Source organism: Acinetobacter chinensis, assembly GCF_002165375.2.
Taxonomy (GTDB): domain Bacteria; phylum Pseudomonadota; class Gammaproteobacteria; order Pseudomonadales; family Moraxellaceae; genus Acinetobacter; species Acinetobacter chinensis.
Window position 1 is genome coordinate 696,072 of sequence record NZ_CP032134.1, and the last position, 15,575, is coordinate 711,646.

A 15,575-nucleotide genomic window follows, 5' to 3' on the forward strand; every position below is an offset into this window, starting at 1 on the left:
GAAAAACTTAAGTGTGACGGTGGATGTAGCTCAGTTGGTAGAGCCCCGGATTGTGATTCCGGTTGTCGTGGGTTCGAATCCCATCATTCACCCCAATTTCGGAGCATAGCACAGCCTGGTAGTGCACCTGGTTTGGGACCAGGGGGTCGTAGGTTCGAATCCTACTGCTCCGACCATTTTAAGTCCAGCTTAAAGTAAATAATCCGCTTAACTGCGGTTTTTTTATGCCTGAAAAAAGTGTATTGAAAATAAAAGCCTCCAGTCAGAGGCTTTTATTGATTCTGCTGTAGAAAAATAAAAATTAAGGAATGATGGTGATATTTACCCGTCTGTTGATGGCCCGATGCTCATCAGAATCATTTTTTACTAAAGGTTGCGATGCACCTTTTGCTCTGATTTTAATATTCTGTGACTGAAAACCATTGTCCAGAAAAACCTGAGCGACACTCTGTGCGCGTTTTTCTGACAGTGCCAGATTGTATTCAGATTGACCGATATTGTCACTGTGACCGGTAAATGTAAGTTTATCCAGATTGTATTTTTTCAATTGAGAGGACAGGCGAACTAAACGTGGTTTCTGATTTGCCGGTATGGATGACTGATCAAACTCAAATAACAGACGTTCAGGCAGTGCAAGCGTCCACTCATTATTTTCCAGAATAAATCCTTCATTTTTGAGCATGCGTGACTGTTTGTAATTCAGATTTCCCTGTCCCATACAGGCCGTTAAAATCAGAGTGAAAGTAAGTAAACCGAGAGATTTAAAAATTATTCTTAACATGAGTTTAAACCTGATTGTTAATATCGTTACCTGCAATGAACCAGTGTTCAGGCAGTTTTTTGGCTTTATACATAGCATTGTCTGCTTCAGTAATCAGATCTTCAGGGGAGCTGGCAAAACGGGTTTGAGCAACACCAATACTGAAACTGAAAGAAATCTGAACGTCACCGAAATACAGTGGAAGATCCGCACATTCAGACAGCTGCTGGCAGATTGTGTTCAGTTCATCGGTGTGATGAACATGGTGAATCAGAATGGCAAATTCATCACCGCCTAAGCGGGCAATAAAATCGTCAGGGTGCAGCTGGCTCTGTAGTCTTACAGCAATTTCCTGCAGGACAGAGTCACCTGCCTGATGACCATACTGATCATTAATGGTTTTAAAATCATTACTGTCTATGAACAGCAATGCTGAATGTTCACGTAAACTTGAATCAAATATATGCAGTAACTGCTGGTAGAAATAATAGCGGTTCGGGAGTTGTGTCAGTGCATCGTGGTGAGCCTGATGACTCAGTTTGTCGTTTTCAGTTCTCAGGTGCTGGTCATTTAACTGAATTTTTTCAAGTAATTCATTAAAAACAGTATTGATATCCTGTAATTCCTGAATCTCAGACTGCGCAAAGCGCAAACCATAGTTTTTTTCTTCACTGATGGTGTTGGCTGTTGCAACGATAGGATGAATGGATTTCATCAGATAGCGATAGAAAGAATGCACAGACCACAGCAGTCCTGCAAGAATAATCAGGAAACCGATAATCAGACCAAAAATAATTTTATTAAAAAAATCGACAATGGTGGATGAATTGCCATAAATAATCAGCTGACCATAATACTGATGCTGATGTTGAATATTTAAAATAACAGGATAATTGAAAAAAATACGGTCAAGAAAATGCTGTAGTGAATAATCTGAAGTCTCATTCTGAACTGAGCGGGCCAGTTCGACATTGTATTCATCAATGACCTGCATGGAGCGTATCGGATATTTATGATTATATTCGGCTAAAATCTGATTCAGGGTAACGGTATCACTGAAAACAACAGCGGGCTGAATACGTTCATTGATTGCCTCTGAAAGAACATTCAGGCTGCTGTCTGCATAAGCTTTCAGGGCGAAAGCAGATACAGAAATAAAAATTGCAGTACACACGGTGAAGGTCAGTGCAAAAACAGCCAGTTGTGAACGTTTAAAAATCAGATGCAGCGATTTTGTATTATATAGACGTGTAATCATGATTTACTCCGTTGCCCGAGCAAGAAGTAAAACCCGTGGATCAATTCTGACTTTAGACTGGGTCAGGCTGTCCATATTTACTTTAAATGACAGTCCTGTATTTTTTCGGTACAGGCAGAAAGCACTTCCAATTTCGCACTCAGTATTACTTGAACTGATAGACAGAGCAGGAAACTCTACGCTGCTGTTCAGCACTCTCTGTTCTTCTTCAGGGGTAAATGTTGAAAAGATAAGAACTTCACAACGCTCTGATCGGATTTTTTGTTTATCTATGGATTTGACTGAATAATTGTATTCATCATTGGATGATAGGTAGTTCTTAAACTGAGATGCCATATTATTGTTATTAATGACACAGATTTCAGGCACGGCTGTAGTCCATTTTGCATAACTTAAAATGGAGAAAGTAATGCTGAGCACGCTGGGAGCGGGTGTTGCATGCGCTGTAACACATATAAGCACCAGCCAAAAAGTCGCACAGACTTTTTTAAATACGTGATTCATTTCAAATTAAATTATAAAAAAGAGACCTCGTTTAGTTTAACCAGAAAAAATGAAATAACAAAGTTAAGAATATGACGGTAAAACAGACATAAATGAGAAAAATGTCTAAAAACCCACCAAACAAGAAGAAAAACAAAAAAAAGATGTCTGAGGGGGTTGTGTCTGGTGTGAAATGCTGTAGAATGCACATCCATCGGCGGTGATGAAGATTAAAACTTCTGATAAAACAGTAGCTTAGCATAGAATGGTTAAGCTGGGTTTTAGAAAGAAAGTTTAAAATAATTTACATTACATGTTGACTTTGAAGAGATTCAGAGTAATATAGCCGACCTAGCTTGATGCTGACGAAGCATTGAGAAGATCATTAAGAGAATATGAAGAACAACTTGTGTGGATTTTTACTGATTGATCGATCGAAATTATTTTCATTGATTGAATGGTTTAAATTACTCGAAGTTTATTTGAGAGAATTTGTCAGAAAATTGATGAGCCAAGATTGGCACCCTTTAAGGTGCTAGCAAGTATTAAACTGAAGAGTTTGATCATGGCTCAGATTGAACGCTGGCGGCAGGCTTAACACATGCAAGTCGAGCGGAGAGAGGTAGCTTGCTACTGATCTTAGCGGCGGACGGGTGAGTAATGCTTAGGAATCTGCCTATTAGTGGGGGACAACATTCCGAAAGGAATGCTAATACCGCATACGCCCTACGGGGGAAAGCAGGGGATCATTAGACCTTGCGCTAATAGATGAGCCTAAGTCGGATTAGCTAGTTGGTGGGGTAAAGGCCTACCAAGGCGACGATCTGTAGCGGGTCTGAGAGGATGATCCGCCACACTGGGACTGAGACACGGCCCAGACTCCTACGGGAGGCAGCAGTGGGGAATATTGGACAATGGGGGGAACCCTGATCCAGCCATGCCGCGTGTGTGAAGAAGGCCTTTTGGTTGTAAAGCACTTTAAGCGAGGAGGAGGCTACTCTGGTTAATACCTGGAGATAGTGGACGTTACTCGCAGAATAAGCACCGGCTAACTCTGTGCCAGCAGCCGCGGTAATACAGAGGGTGCGAGCGTTAATCGGATTTACTGGGCGTAAAGCGTACGTAGGCGGCTTTTTAAGTCGGATGTGAAATCCCTGAGCTTAACTTAGGAATTGCATTCGATACTGGGAAGCTAGAGTATGGGAGAGGATGGTAGAATTCCAGGTGTAGCGGTGAAATGCGTAGAGATCTGGAGGAATACCGATGGCGAAGGCAGCCATCTGGCCTAATACTGACGCTGAGGTACGAAAGCATGGGGAGCAAACAGGATTAGATACCCTGGTAGTCCATGCCGTAAACGATGTCTACTAGCCGTTGGGGCCTTTGAGGCTTTAGTGGCGCAGCTAACGCGATAAGTAGACCGCCTGGGGAGTACGGTCGCAAGACTAAAACTCAAATGAATTGACGGGGGCCCGCACAAGCGGTGGAGCATGTGGTTTAATTCGATGCAACGCGAAGAACCTTACCTGGTCTTGACATAGTAAGAACTTTCCAGAGATGGATTGGTGCCTTCGGGAACTTACATACAGGTGCTGCATGGCTGTCGTCAGCTCGTGTCGTGAGATGTTGGGTTAAGTCCCGCAACGAGCGCAACCCTTTTCCTTATTTGCCAGCACTTCGGGTGGGAACTTTAAGGATACTGCCAGTGACAAACTGGAGGAAGGCGGGGACGACGTCAAGTCATCATGGCCCTTACGACCAGGGCTACACACGTGCTACAATGGTCGGTACAAAGGGTTGCTACCTAGCGATAGGATGCTAATCTCAAAAAGCCGATCGTAGTCCGGATTGGAGTCTGCAACTCGACTCCATGAAGTCGGAATCGCTAGTAATCGCGGATCAGAATGCCGCGGTGAATACGTTCCCGGGCCTTGTACACACCGCCCGTCACACCATGGGAGTTTGTTGCACCAGAAGTAGGTAGTCTAACCGTAAGGAGGACGCTTACCACGGTGTGGCCGACGACTGGGGTGAAGTCGTAACAAGGTAGCCGTAGGGGAACCTGCGGCTGGATCACCTCCTTAACGAAAGATTGACGATTGGTAAGAATCCACAACAAGTTGTTCTTCATTGATGTATCTGAGGGTCTGTAGCTCAGTTGGTTAGAGCACACGCTTGATAAGCGTGGGGTCACAAGTTCAAGTCTTGTCAGACCCACCATTCTGACGAATCAGCACAGAAACAGATATATCGGGATCTTAACTGGGGACTTAGCTTAGTTGGTAGAGCGCCTGCTTTGCACGCAGGAGGTCAGGAGTTCGACTCTCCTAGTCTCCACCATCACATTAAGTGAAGTTCTGAATTATAGAATTTAGTGAATATGACGATCATCTGATCTCAGTTTATTAAGTTCTGTGATTTATCACAGTTTGCTACCTGCTGACGAGGCGGTAGTTAATCATTAACAGCATATATTTGAGTTGAAATAAATTGTTCATACTCGTTTCAAGTAGGCAACTACAGGAAATGAGAAACTAGCGATTAAACTGAATCAAGCGTTTTGGTATATGAATCTAATTGAAGCTGTACAGTGATTAATTTCACAGACGCCAACTGTATGAGAGTGATGAGAAATCGTCGCGATCTGTTGCTCATCCTACTTGTAGGGATGAACGACTGTTTGGGGTTGTATAGTCAAGTAATTAAGTGCATGTGGTGGATGCCTTGGCAGTCAGAGGCGATGAAAGACGTAATAGCCTGCGATAAGCTCCGGGGAGGCGGCAAATATCCTTTGATCCGGAGATTTCTGAATGGGGAAACCCACCTGCTATAAGGCAGGTATCGTAACATGAATACATAGTGTTACGAGGCGAACGAGGGGAAGTGAAACATCTCAGTACCCTTAGGAAAAGAAATCAATTGAGATTCCCTCAGTAGCGGCGAGCGAACGGGGAACAGCCCATTAAGTCATATAAGCTTTAGTGGAATGCTCTGGGAAGTGCAACCATAGTAGGTGATAGTCCTGTACGCGAAAGGGCTTATATGATGATGTCGAGTAGGGCGAGGCACGTGAAACCTTGTCTGAATATGGGGGGACCATCCTCCAAGGCTAAATACTCCTGACTGACCGATAGTGAACCAGTACCGTGAGGGAAAGGCGAAAAGAACCCCTGTGAGGGGAGTGAAACAGATCCTGAAACCGCATGCATACAAGCAGTGGGAGCCGACTTGTTCGGTGACTGCGTACCTTTTGTATAATGGGTCAGCGACTTATATTCAGTAGCAAGGTTAACCGTATAGGGGAGCCGTAGGGAAACCGAGTCTTAATAGGGCGTTCAGTTGCTGGGTATAGACCCGAAACCGGGTGATCTATCCATGAGCAGGTTGAAGGTTGGGTAACACTAACTGGAGGACCGAACCCACTGTCGTTGAAAAGCCAGGGGATGACTTGTGGATAGGGGTGAAAGGCTAATCAAACTCGGTGATAGCTGGTTCTCCCCGAAAGCTATTTAGGTAGCGCCTCGGACGAATACCATTGGGGGTAGAGCACTGTTTCGGCTAGGGGGTCATCCCGACTTACCAAACCGATGCAAACTCCGAATACCAATGAGTACTATCCGGGAGACAGACTGCGGGTGCTAACGTCCGTAGTCAAGAGGAAAACAATCCAGACCGCCAGCTAAGGCCCCAAAATTATAGTTAAGTGGGAAACGATGTGGGAAGGCATAGACAGCTAGGAGGTTGGCTTAGAAGCAGCCACCCTTTAAAGAAAGCGTAATAGCTCACTAGTCGAGTCGGCCTGCGCGGAAGATGTAACGGGGCTAAAACTATATGCCGAAGCTGCGGATTTGCAATTTATTGCAAGTGGTAGGGGAGCGTTCTGTAAGCCGATGAAGGTGGATTGAGAAGTCTGCTGGAGGTATCAGAAGTGCGAATGCTGACGTGAGTAACGACAAAACGGGTGAAAAACCCGTTCGCTGAAAGACCAAGGGTTCCAGTCCAACGTTAATCGGGGCTGGGTGAGTCGACCCCTAAGGCGAGGCCGAGAGGCGTAGTCGATGGGAAACTGGTTAATATTCCAGTACTTGTGTGTAATGCGATGAGAGGACGGAGAAGGTTAAGTCAGCCTGGCGTTGGTTGTCCAGGTGGAAGGATGTAGGCATGTATCTTAGGCAAATCCGGGGTACTCTATGCTGAGATCTGATAGCAAGCTGTACTTGTACAGTGAAGTGGCTGATACCATACTTCCAGGAAAAGTCTCTAAGCTTCAGTTACACAGGAATCGTACCCGAAACCGACACAGGTGGTCAGGTCGAGTAGACCAAAGCGCTTGAGAGAACTCTGCTGAAGGAACTAGGCAAAATGGTACCGTAACTTCGGGAGAAGGTACGCTGCCGGCGGTGATTTCCCTTGCGGAATGAGCGGCCAGCAGCCACAGAAACCAGGCCCCTGCAACTGTTTATTAAAAACATAGCACTCTGCAAACACGAAAGTGGACGTATAGGGTGTGATGCCTGCCCGGTGCTGGAAGGTTAATTGATGGGGTTAGCGTAAGCGAAGCTCTTGATCGAAGCCCCAGTAAACGGCGGCCGTAACTATAACGGTCCTAAGGTAGCGAAATTCCTTGTCGGGTAAGTTCCGACCTGCACGAATGGCATAATGATGGGGGCGCTGTCTCCAGCAGAGGCTCAGTGAAATCGAATTCGCCGTGAAGATGCGGTGTACCCGCGGCTAGACGGAAAGACCCCGTGAACCTTTACTGCAGCTTGACATTGAACTTTGATCTTACCTGTGTAGGATAGGTGGGAGGCTTTGAAGTAGTGACGCCAGTTGCTATGGAGCCATCCTTGAAATACCACCCTGGTAATATTGAGGTTCTAACTCTGTCCCGTTATCCGGGACGAGGACCATGTCTGGTGGGTAGTTTGACTGGGGCGGTCTCCTCCTAAAGAGTAACGGAGGAGTACGAAGGTGCGCTCAGCGTGGTCGGAAATCACGCGTAGAGTATAAAGGCAAAAGCGCGCTTAACTGCGAGACCCACAAGTCGAGCAGGTACGAAAGTAGGTCTTAGTGATCCGGTGGTTCTGTATGGAAGGGCCATCGCTCAACGGATAAAAGGTACTCTGGGGATAACAGGCTGATACCGCCCAAGAGTTCATATCGACGGCGGTGTTTGGCACCTCGATGTCGGCTCATCTCATCCTGGGGCTGAAGCAGGTCCCAAGGGTATGGCTGTTCGCCATTTAAAGAGGTACGCGAGCTGGGTTTAGAACGTCGTGAGACAGTTCGGTCCCTATCTACCGTGGGCGCTGGAAATTTGAGAGGATCTGCTCCTAGTACGAGAGGACCAGAGTGGACGAACCTCTGGTGTACCGGTTGTGACGCCAGTCGCATCGCCGGGTAGCTATGTTCGGAAGGGATAACCGCTGAAAGCATCTAAGCGGGAAGCCTACCTCAAGATAAGATTTCCCTAGGACTTTATGTCCTCTAAAGAGCCGTTGAAGACTACGACGTTGATAGGCTGGATGTGGAAGCACGGTGACGTGTGAAGCTGACCAGTACTAATTGCTCGTGAGGCTTGACTATACAACACCCAAACAGTTGTTGTATAAAGCTCAGTTGATTCGATATTCATCAGAATGACTTGATTCAGAATCGCAACAGTATGACAATGTTCCAACTCAGATAGAGCTGTTAATAACTCATTTGGAAAAAGCATTGGCATCTAAATAAGACCAAAGCAAGTATCCATAAACAGTTGTGCTGGCGACAATAGCAAGAGTGAACCACCTGATCCCTTCCCGAACTCAGAAGTGAAACCTCTTTGCGCTGATGGTAGTGTGGGGTTACCCATGTGAGAGTAAGTCATCGCCAGCTCATTATTCTAAAAAGCCCCCGCAGTTAATACTGCGGGGGCTTTTTCTCGTCGGAATGAAAGGAAAAGGAATCAGGAAGACTGAAATGCTTCTGCATGCGATCGGATATTACTGCTGGCTGTCTTCAGGGAATATAGTAACTGTCCTAACAGGATGTCCTTATCTGCGAGCGCAACGATAATCATCGGGTGATTTACAGAGTTTACTGCTGTTAAAATGGCTTTGCCATTATCCGCATCCAGAGTAATGGTCTGACAGCCATCAAGGTGAATTTCCTGCATAAATGCAGCGACCATAGCAAGGATTGAGCTACATACGGCAGCAAGTTTACTGTTATTGTAAATGTCCTTTTTATGAATGGATGCCAGTTCAAAACCATCTGTAGAACACAGCATAATGAAATTGATCCCCCTGACATTCCTGATGATTTCTTCAATTTCTGATTTCGCTTGCTGAATCAGTTCAGTTGGCGCATTCCGCAGTTTATTTTTCAGTGCAAACATGAGTATAGCTCCTAAGTTGTAATGTTATAGTTAACTTCAACTGAAGTGATTAACGCTTCGAGTAAAAGGAGAACGTCTTCTTTTTTACGCGCATCAATGAAAAACAAAGGAGAGAACAGCTCTTGTTGAACCAGCCAGTTTTTATAAATATTGGTTGAGTGTTTTGATTCAAGATCTGTATGGGTAATCCCAATAGCAATATTGTCAGTATAGTTCTGGAACGTATCGAGGTAGTTCTCAAGTTCATGCAAAGGGTTTTCGATACTGTGATCAATTAAAATGATTGCACCAATCGCACCTTTACAGATAACTGACCAGATAAAGTCAAATCGACTCTGTCCCGGAGTGCCATAAAGACCAATTTTTACACCATCCTCAAGCGTTACTTCGCCATAATCAATACCAACGGTTGTTTCCATTTTCTGGTGACTTTGAGTATCCGTGTTAAATGCTTCCGTCAGAAGGACAGGGATATCTGAAAGTGATCGGATAGCTTCGGTTTTTCCTGCACCCATGGTGCCAGCAAAAACAATTTTATATTGTTGTAAAATCATAGATACTCCTTAGAATCCAAATTTCTTCCGTATTTTTCCAAAAAAACTTTTTATTAAACTTTGATCATCTTTTTTATCTTGAATCTCAGGAGTTGGTGGGGTGAAATGTTTATCCCATATATTAATTTTTACTGCATTATTCATTGCTAGGTTTGTTGCAATAAAGCGGATAATCAGCTGCTGTGAAATATTAAAATGATCTGCAATTTTTGAAATTTTTGCTCCCTGTATAAAGACAGCTGAAAGCTGGAAAATCAGTTTCTTATTTTGTATATCACTCGGTTTTGGCCAGCTTAAAATTTTAAAATGACCATCATCAGGGGCAATCATTTTCAGCAGTTCAGGTGAATTCCAGTAAAAATTCCATAACCAGTCCTGTAAGATATATTTTTCCTTACGGTAAATCTTCATAAAATCATCTGTATTCGCCAGATCATATGAAAAGGATGAGTCTGTCCCTGTCTTTTTACGCTCCAGAATGATCCATATTGTATTCAGATCTGGTTTGGCTATGCCAATGGAGCCATATGCGTCAAACAGATGCAGTTTTGCATGGTTTTCAGGATTAAGTACTTCACTCAGATATTCTTCATCTATTTCATGTGCTTCAATATGATTTACAGTTTCAGCTTCAGGTATCTGCTCCTGATTCAGAACATGATGATTGAGCCATTGAGTAAGCTCATCATGATTGCTTACCGGAAAATTTAATACATTATTCGTTAATTGTTGTTGCTGGTGATGTTTTGTAATTTTTAGCCAAGGGAAACATTTTTTATTAATTATTCTTTGAATACCCTCGGTTTCATAAAATGTTTCATGAATAAAAAGGCAGTCAATATTAGGATCAGTTGCGGTTATCCATTTAATTATATAATCCTGAGGTATCATATTGCGTAACTGGTTTTTCAGCTCTTCGGAATGAGAGAGGCTGAGTCCTGCAATCGCAATATTGATATATTGCTTACTCATAATTTTCTCTGTAAATACATGGTACTTTTTTGATTGGCAGGGAATAAAAAGCCCTTTATATTCAATTGATATAAAGGGCTTTCAGAATATTAATCAAGAGAAGTCCAGGCTTTTCTCGAATGCTTTGAGTTCGTGACGAGCCATAGCAAGATTTGCTTTAGCGCGATCCAGTACCAGGTACAGGAAAACATTTTCGTTGTTTTCAAGTGGGCGAATCAGATGATACTGTTTGCCCAGCGTGATCAGGATATCAACAATACTGTCATTCAGATTCAATGCATTTGCTACACGGCGCTTGGATCGGACCACTTCGGTATTTCCCGCAGCTGCCAGTTCAAGATCAATTCCACCGCCACCCTGTGTTGCAAGTGCCAAACCACTTTCCCCATCCACTAATGCTGCTGCAACGAAGCCATCAATGCTTGTCAGTGTTTCTAATGATACTTTAGCCATAGTTTTCTCGCCTTTTGTCGTTATAAAGTGGTTGAATTTTAATTTTTGACTTGTTTTGTTGTGTAGTTAACAAGTTAGCTTCATTCTAAATACTGAGCACAAAATTAATCAATCGAATTAATTCAGGTTTAAAATTAAGGCTGGTTTTTATTGAATAGATGGTATTTTTTGTTGATTTTAATGTGATGCATTCTTCATTTTGTTTATGAAAATATGATTGACTGTGAGTGAAAAACGACCAGGCTGGAAGTTTTAGCAAAAGTAACAAAATGTAAAAAATAGAGTTCTGTAAATTTTATTTACAAAAAATTACACAGTAATTTGCTGGTGAGAGTAGCTTTAAAGGGTTGAATAAAAAAAACCACCTGGATCAGGTGGTTTTTTTATTCAACTGGATCAGCTAAACATTTGAGTGGCTGCTTGATAAAGAATCCATAGAATGACTAAAGCCACCAATGGTTCAGCGATTTTGGCCCATGCTGGAATGGATGTGTTTGCCTCGATAGCCTGGTCTGAAGCTGCTGCGTGGTCAGTCTGTTGTTGATGTACCATAAGATTAAATTCCTTCATTGTTTCATCTAATGATATCTCTTCCTGAATCAGAGGTTTAGAACCTTTTAGCTCTAACAGGTTATTTGTTGACCAAACCCAGTCTTCTGCATAACCAGAAAAATGTTCAATCTGTCCGATCAGCAATTCTTTTACGCCAGAGTGACCCAGGCTGCCTGTTGTGTCGAGCTGCTTGATTTCGTTTAACTGAAGAGACAGCATTTCTGTAATCGCTGATTCAAGTTCAGATTTATTCAGTTCTGACTGATTATGTGCTGAAGTGGTTAAATGTCTGGAAATTTCCTGGATATATAAAGCATCCTGGTTCTGGATTTCCTGATAAATAGAATTTTCATTTTCCTGTATTAATGTAATCAGTTTTCCAAGTGTCAGTGCATTGATTTCAGAGATAAACTGATTTTTTTCCTGCGCCGGGTACTGATTAAAAAGCTGAGGCTTTTGAAGTTTAATCTGCTCAGCAAAATATTGTACTAAATCAAAAGCCATGCAACTCTCCTAAGTTATTTTAGTCCAGGATTCGTAACCCCGGTTTTTTCTTTGGTGTATCAGTTTTTTCTGTTGCTGCGGATTGTAATCTATCTGTGTCTATTTTGATATGTTCATATTCAGATGGATCGAAGAACAGTCCTTGTCCATTTTCACGTGCATAAACTCCCATTAATGCATAAACGGGAATATACAGATCACGTGAAACACCACCAAACCGGGCAGAAAAACTGATAGCTTCATTGCTCATCTGAAATGCCTGTACAGCATGTGGAGCAATATTCAGCACAATCTGACCATCCTGAACAAACTGTTCTGGAACACTGGTATGAGGTAGTTTTGCATCAACCAGGATGTGTGGTGTCAGCTTATTATCAAGAATCCATTCATAAATTGCACGCGCCATGTATGGGCGGGTAGGGGTCAGATTTAATTCAGATTCGGACATAGTCGTGGCTCTATTGATTTGGAAGAAATTCGCTGTATCTGTTTTTTTCCTGCAAAGTGAGAGATTTAATAAATGCAGGACGGCTGAATATACGTTGAAAGTATAGATAAACTGGACGGCAATGCTGTGCAGGGAGCTCAATTCCCATGGTTTTTAAGCGTATAAATACTGGGGCAAGCATACAGTCAATAATGGTGAAATGTTCAGACATAAAATAGGGATAATGCTGAAACAGTGGTGTCAGAGAGATAAGCGTATCTCTAAGTTGTTTCTGTGCCTGTTGTTTTGCTGTTTCATTCAGTGTGTCTGGATGACAGAGGATCAGATCTGCCATTTTTAACCAGTCCTGATTAAAGCGCCAGATATACTGACGCTGTTCGGCTCTTGCAACCGGTGCATCAGCATAAAGCTTGTTCTGTCGATAGCGGTCATCAATATATTCAGAAATGATATCAGTGCGGTAAAGCTTCAATTCATTTTCAACAAGCATGGGTAGCTGATTGTAGGGGTTGAGTGAGCTTAGATCTTCATCATCCTCATCTACAATAATCAGATTATATTTAATCTGTTTTTCAGCAAGGATATAGCGAATCCAGTGTGAGCGGAAGTCATCCGCATGACTGTACAGCGTGATCCCTTGTAAATGAGTATTTTCGACTGACATAAATCCTGAAAACAAGGCAATATGGAATAGGTTAGGATACTAAACTTAGACAATAAAATCACGGGCACTTTTAATGCTTATATGAGAGTTTTTCTGGTTTTAATCAATATAAAGACCGATGGTTATGCTGAATTTGTTATGAGATATCCGTGGCAGCTGCAGTCAGGCTGAAGAGCAATATTGACGGCAGATTTTACGCATAAAAAAACCTGGCATAAGCCAGGTTTTCTGTCCGATTCGGTAAACGGATTAACGTTTAGAGAATTGAGGACGTTTACGAGCTTTACGTAAACCAAGTTTCTTACGTTCAACTTCACGAGCATCACGAGTAACGAAACCAGCTTGACGAAGAGCAGGTTTTAAAGTTTCGTCGGAAGCGATCAGTGCACGAGTAATACCGTGACGGATTGCGCCAGCCTGACCACCGATACCACCACCAGCAACAGTGATGTAAAGGTCATATTTTTCAGTAACTTCTAAAAGCTCAAGCGGTTGACGAACAACCATACGAGCTGTTTCACGACCGAAGTACTGTTCAAGAGTACGGTTGTTGATTACGAGTTTGCCTGTACCAGCTGACAAGAAAACACGTGCAGTTGCGGTCTTACGGCGACCTGTACCATAATTAGTAGCCATGTGCTGTATCCCTTAGATGTCCAAAACTTGTGGCTGTTGAGCAGCATGTGGATGCTCTGTACCTGCATACACTTTCATTTTCTTGATCATTGCATAACCAAGAGGACCTTTTGGTAACATACCTTTTACAGCTTTTTCTAAAACTGCTTCAGGTTTGTGAGCAATTAACTTCTCGAAGTTAGTCTCACGGATACCACCAGGGAAGCCAGTGTGGCGATAGTATTTTTTATCAAGTGCTTTTTTACCAGTCACTTGAATTTCTTCAGCATTGATCACAACGATATAATCGCCAGTGTCTACGTGAGGAGTATAAGATGTCTTGTGCTTACCGCGTAAACGACGAGCGATTTCAGTCGCAAGGCGACCTAAAGTTTTGCCAGAAGCATCAACAACGTACCAGTCGTGTTGAACTTCAGCAGGCTTAGCGCTGAGAGTTTTCATTAAACCACTACCTATTATAGTTGGTTTGGACTATGGAATCTGTCCAAACAAAAGGAGAGCGAATTCTACCTGAAATCAGATAAAATCACAATAGAAATGCAGTATTTCAAGCGCCGTATTCTAAAGCAGTTTTCAGGTTTGTGAAAGGGGTGTATATTTTTAATTCTGATTGAGCTAAAGTGGGAAATTATGTGAATAACCACATATTCACAGATGGAAAATAAGAAAAATATTGAACAGGAAAAGATGAAAAATATAAGAGTTTTATGACTATAAAAAATTATTCAGTGAGTTGTATTGCCTGGTTTTTGAAATGGAACCGTTTCTTTGTCACAGACTAAGCACGGGTTTTATAGGATTGAATAGGTAAAAAGATAAGGGGAAACAGGATATTAAGATTTTGCGGATGTTTGCTGCTGATCCTGTAAACAGAAGCACCGATTTATCTGGTTGAGGCTGTATAATGGTGATTAGTGCTAATTTAAGAGTTCTTCTATGCTGCCTTTATATATCACCAGTGGTGAACCAGCAGGGATTGGTCCTGACATCTGCCTAAGCCTGTCGGATCGTGTGGATGAACGCCCACTTGTTGTGCTGGCGGATATTCATATGTTGCATGAGCGTGCCCGCGTATTGAAAATGGATGTGCAGTTCGTTGAATATCAGGGGCAGTCTGAGTCATCTGCAACAGGGCAGTTATATGTTGAACATGTACCATTAAATCATGATGTGGTGCTGGGTCAGCTGAATCCTGAAAATTCATCCTATGTACTGGAACAGCTGCGCCGCTCTGCATCTTATGCAATGCAGGGACAGAGTGTCGGTGTTGCAACAGCGCCAGTGCAGAAGTCTGTAATCAATGATGCCGGCATTCATTTCAGTGGGCATACTGAATATTATCAGGAGTTTGCAGGTGTTGAGCGTGTGGTCATGATGCTGGCAACCAGAACTTTACGGGTTGCACTGGCGACTACGCATTTACCCTTACGTGAGGTTGCGGATGCCATTACCAAAGAGCGTCTTCACCAGGTGATTGATATTCTGCTCCATGATTTAAAAAGTAAATTTAAAAAAGAACATCCCCGTATTCTGGTCTGTGGTCTGAACCCCCATGCAGGAGAGGGTGGTTATCTCGGACATGAAGAAATTGATACAATCAATCCTGTACTTGAAAGTTATCGCAGTCAGGGTGTGGATATGAGTCTGAGTCTGCCTGCGGATACTTTATTTACCCCTGAGCATTTAAAAGATGCTGATGCGGTACTTGCGATGTATCATGATCAGGGATTACCTGTGTTAAAATCGCAGGGCTTTGGTGAAGCAATCAACATCACTTTAGGTTTACCTTTTATTCGTACTTCTGTTGACCATGGTACTGCACTCTCCCTTGCAGGTACTGGTCTGGCTAAAAGTTCAAGTCTGCATGTGGCAGTGGATTTAGCACTTGAACTTGCCCGCAATTAATACACGT

General features: G+C 42.9%; 13 protein-coding genes, 4 tRNA genes and 3 rRNA genes. 8 read left to right on the forward strand and 12 right to left on the reverse strand.

The genetic code is table 11. The features are described 5' to 3' along the window. The first annotated feature begins 19 nt into the window (after positions 1-19). Positions 20-95: transfer RNA gene (locus CDG60_RS04090), tRNA-His, on the forward strand. 4 nt (positions 96-99) lie between these two features. Next, positions 100-176 (forward strand) — tRNA-Pro (locus CDG60_RS04095). 125 nt (positions 177-301) lie between these two features. Here the strand turns inward: CDG60_RS04095 and yfiB are convergent. Genes yfiB through yfiR form a run of 3 tightly spaced genes read right to left on the reverse strand, consistent with a single transcriptional unit; the run spans position 302 to position 2,387 of the window. Continuing rightward, on the reverse strand, positions 302-781 hold the full coding sequence (gene yfiB, locus CDG60_RS04100; protein WP_087513198.1) for an outer membrane lipoprotein YfiB: 480 nt from the start codon (positions 779-781) through the stop codon (positions 302-304). 4 nt (positions 782-785) lie between these two features. Continuing rightward, complete coding sequence (gene dgcN / locus CDG60_RS04105) at positions 786-2,018, reverse strand: diguanylate cyclase DgcN/YfiN (protein WP_087513199.1); 1,233 nt, start codon at positions 2,016-2,018, stop codon at positions 786-788. 3 nt (positions 2,019-2,021) lie between these two features. Then, the gene (gene yfiR, locus CDG60_RS04110; protein WP_264757135.1) at positions 2,022-2,387 is read right to left on the reverse strand and encodes a regulatory sequestration protein YfiR; all 366 of its coding nucleotides are present in this window, start codon (positions 2,385-2,387) and stop codon (positions 2,022-2,024) included. A gap of 661 nt (positions 2,388-3,048) precedes the next feature. Here yfiR and CDG60_RS04120 point away from each other — a divergent pair. From CDG60_RS04120 to rrf, 5 genes are all read left to right on the forward strand, one after another. Next, a 16S ribosomal RNA gene (locus tag CDG60_RS04120) occupies positions 3,049-4,585 on the forward strand. A gap of 59 nt (positions 4,586-4,644) precedes the next feature. Next, positions 4,645-4,721: transfer RNA gene (locus tag CDG60_RS04125), tRNA-Ile, on the forward strand. 44 nt (positions 4,722-4,765) lie between these two features. Then, positions 4,766-4,841 (forward strand) — tRNA-Ala (locus CDG60_RS04130). 352 nt (positions 4,842-5,193) lie between these two features. Then, a 23S ribosomal RNA gene (locus CDG60_RS04135) occupies positions 5,194-8,087 on the forward strand. A gap of 176 nt (positions 8,088-8,263) precedes the next feature. Then, a 5S ribosomal RNA gene (rrf, locus tag CDG60_RS04140) occupies positions 8,264-8,378 on the forward strand. Together the 16S, 23S and 5S rRNA genes with 2 tRNA genes alongside form the textbook arrangement of a ribosomal RNA operon. 70 nt (positions 8,379-8,448) lie before the next feature. Here the strand turns inward: rrf and CDG60_RS04145 are convergent. From CDG60_RS04145 to rplM, 9 genes are all read right to left on the reverse strand, one after another. Then, positions 8,449-8,880 (reverse strand): roadblock/LC7 domain-containing protein, encoded by a 432-nt coding sequence (locus tag CDG60_RS04145; protein ID WP_087513824.1) that lies wholly within the window; start codon positions 8,878-8,880, stop codon positions 8,449-8,451. 11 nt (positions 8,881-8,891) lie between these two features. Next, positions 8,892-9,434 (reverse strand): GTP-binding protein, encoded by a 543-nt coding sequence (locus CDG60_RS04150; RefSeq protein WP_087513823.1) that lies wholly within the window; start codon positions 9,432-9,434, stop codon positions 8,892-8,894. A 9-nt stretch (positions 9,435-9,443) separates the two neighbouring features. Next, a complete protein-coding gene (locus CDG60_RS04155) occupies positions 9,444-10,406 on the reverse strand; it encodes a hypothetical protein (RefSeq protein ID WP_087513822.1) in 963 nt (320 codons plus the stop codon). Positions 10,407-10,499: 93 nt separating this feature from the next. Continuing rightward, on the reverse strand, positions 10,500-10,859 hold the full coding sequence (locus tag CDG60_RS04160; protein ID WP_087513821.1) for a hypothetical protein: 360 nt from the start codon (positions 10,857-10,859) through the stop codon (positions 10,500-10,502). A gap of 396 nt (positions 10,860-11,255) precedes the next feature. Then, entirely contained in the window at positions 11,256-11,915 is a 660-nt protein-coding gene (locus CDG60_RS04165; protein ID WP_087513820.1) for a hypothetical protein, read from the reverse strand. Between the two features lie 19 nt (positions 11,916-11,934). After that, the gene (locus CDG60_RS04170; RefSeq protein ID WP_087513819.1) at positions 11,935-12,363 is read right to left on the reverse strand and encodes a ClpXP protease specificity-enhancing factor; all 429 of its coding nucleotides are present in this window, start codon (positions 12,361-12,363) and stop codon (positions 11,935-11,937) included. 10 nt (positions 12,364-12,373) lie between these two features. Continuing rightward, positions 12,374-13,027 (reverse strand): glutathione S-transferase N-terminal domain-containing protein, encoded by a 654-nt coding sequence (locus CDG60_RS04175; RefSeq protein WP_087513818.1) that lies wholly within the window; start codon positions 13,025-13,027, stop codon positions 12,374-12,376. 249 nt (positions 13,028-13,276) lie between these two features. Next, complete coding sequence (gene rpsI, locus CDG60_RS04180; RefSeq protein ID WP_004695095.1) at positions 13,277-13,663, reverse strand: 30S ribosomal protein S9; 387 nt, start codon at positions 13,661-13,663, stop codon at positions 13,277-13,279. A gap of 12 nt (positions 13,664-13,675) precedes the next feature. Further along, positions 13,676-14,104, reverse strand: a complete 429-nt coding sequence (gene rplM / locus CDG60_RS04185) for a 50S ribosomal protein L13 (RefSeq protein WP_004695096.1) — start codon at positions 14,102-14,104, stop codon at positions 13,676-13,678. A 495-nt stretch (positions 14,105-14,599) separates the two neighbouring features. Here rplM and pdxA point away from each other — a divergent pair, with 495 nt between their 5' ends. Then, entirely contained in the window at positions 14,600-15,568 is a 969-nt protein-coding gene (pdxA, locus tag CDG60_RS04190) for a 4-hydroxythreonine-4-phosphate dehydrogenase PdxA (RefSeq protein ID WP_087513817.1), read from the forward strand. Positions 15,569-15,575: the final 7 nt, after the last annotated feature.

Bases quoted from the DNA above. Each gene is read 5' to 3' on its own strand.
- CDG60_RS04165 (WP_087513820.1), bottom strand. From the start codon at position 11,915: ATGGCTTTTGATTTAGTACAATATTTTGCTGAGCAGATTAAACTTCAA.
- dgcN (WP_087513199.1), bottom strand. From the start codon at position 2,018: ATGATTACACGTCTATATAATACAAAATCGCTGCATCTGATTTTTAAA.
- rplM (WP_004695096.1), bottom strand. From the start codon at position 14,104: ATGAAAACTCTCAGCGCTAAGCCTGCTGAAGTTCAACACGACTGGTAC.
- CDG60_RS04145 (WP_087513824.1), bottom strand. From the start codon at position 8,880: ATGTTTGCACTGAAAAATAAACTGCGGAATGCGCCAACTGAACTGATT.
- CDG60_RS04150 (WP_087513823.1), bottom strand. From the start codon at position 9,434: ATGATTTTACAACAATATAAAATTGTTTTTGCTGGCACCATGGGTGCA.
- CDG60_RS04155 (WP_087513822.1), bottom strand. From the start codon at position 10,406: ATGAGTAAGCAATATATCAATATTGCGATTGCAGGACTCAGCCTCTCT.
- rpsI (WP_004695095.1), bottom strand. From the start codon at position 13,663: ATGGCTACTAATTATGGTACAGGTCGCCGTAAGACCGCAACTGCACGT.
- CDG60_RS04160 (WP_087513821.1), bottom strand. From the start codon at position 10,859: ATGGCTAAAGTATCATTAGAAACACTGACAAGCATTGATGGCTTCGTT.
- pdxA (WP_087513817.1), top strand. From the start codon at position 14,600: ATGCTGCCTTTATATATCACCAGTGGTGAACCAGCAGGGATTGGTCCT.
- CDG60_RS04170 (WP_087513819.1), bottom strand. From the start codon at position 12,363: ATGTCCGAATCTGAATTAAATCTGACCCCTACCCGCCCATACATGGCG.
- CDG60_RS04175 (WP_087513818.1), bottom strand. From the start codon at position 13,027: ATGTCAGTCGAAAATACTCATTTACAAGGGATCACGCTGTACAGTCAT.
- yfiB (WP_087513198.1), bottom strand. From the start codon at position 781: ATGTTAAGAATAATTTTTAAATCTCTCGGTTTACTTACTTTCACTCTG.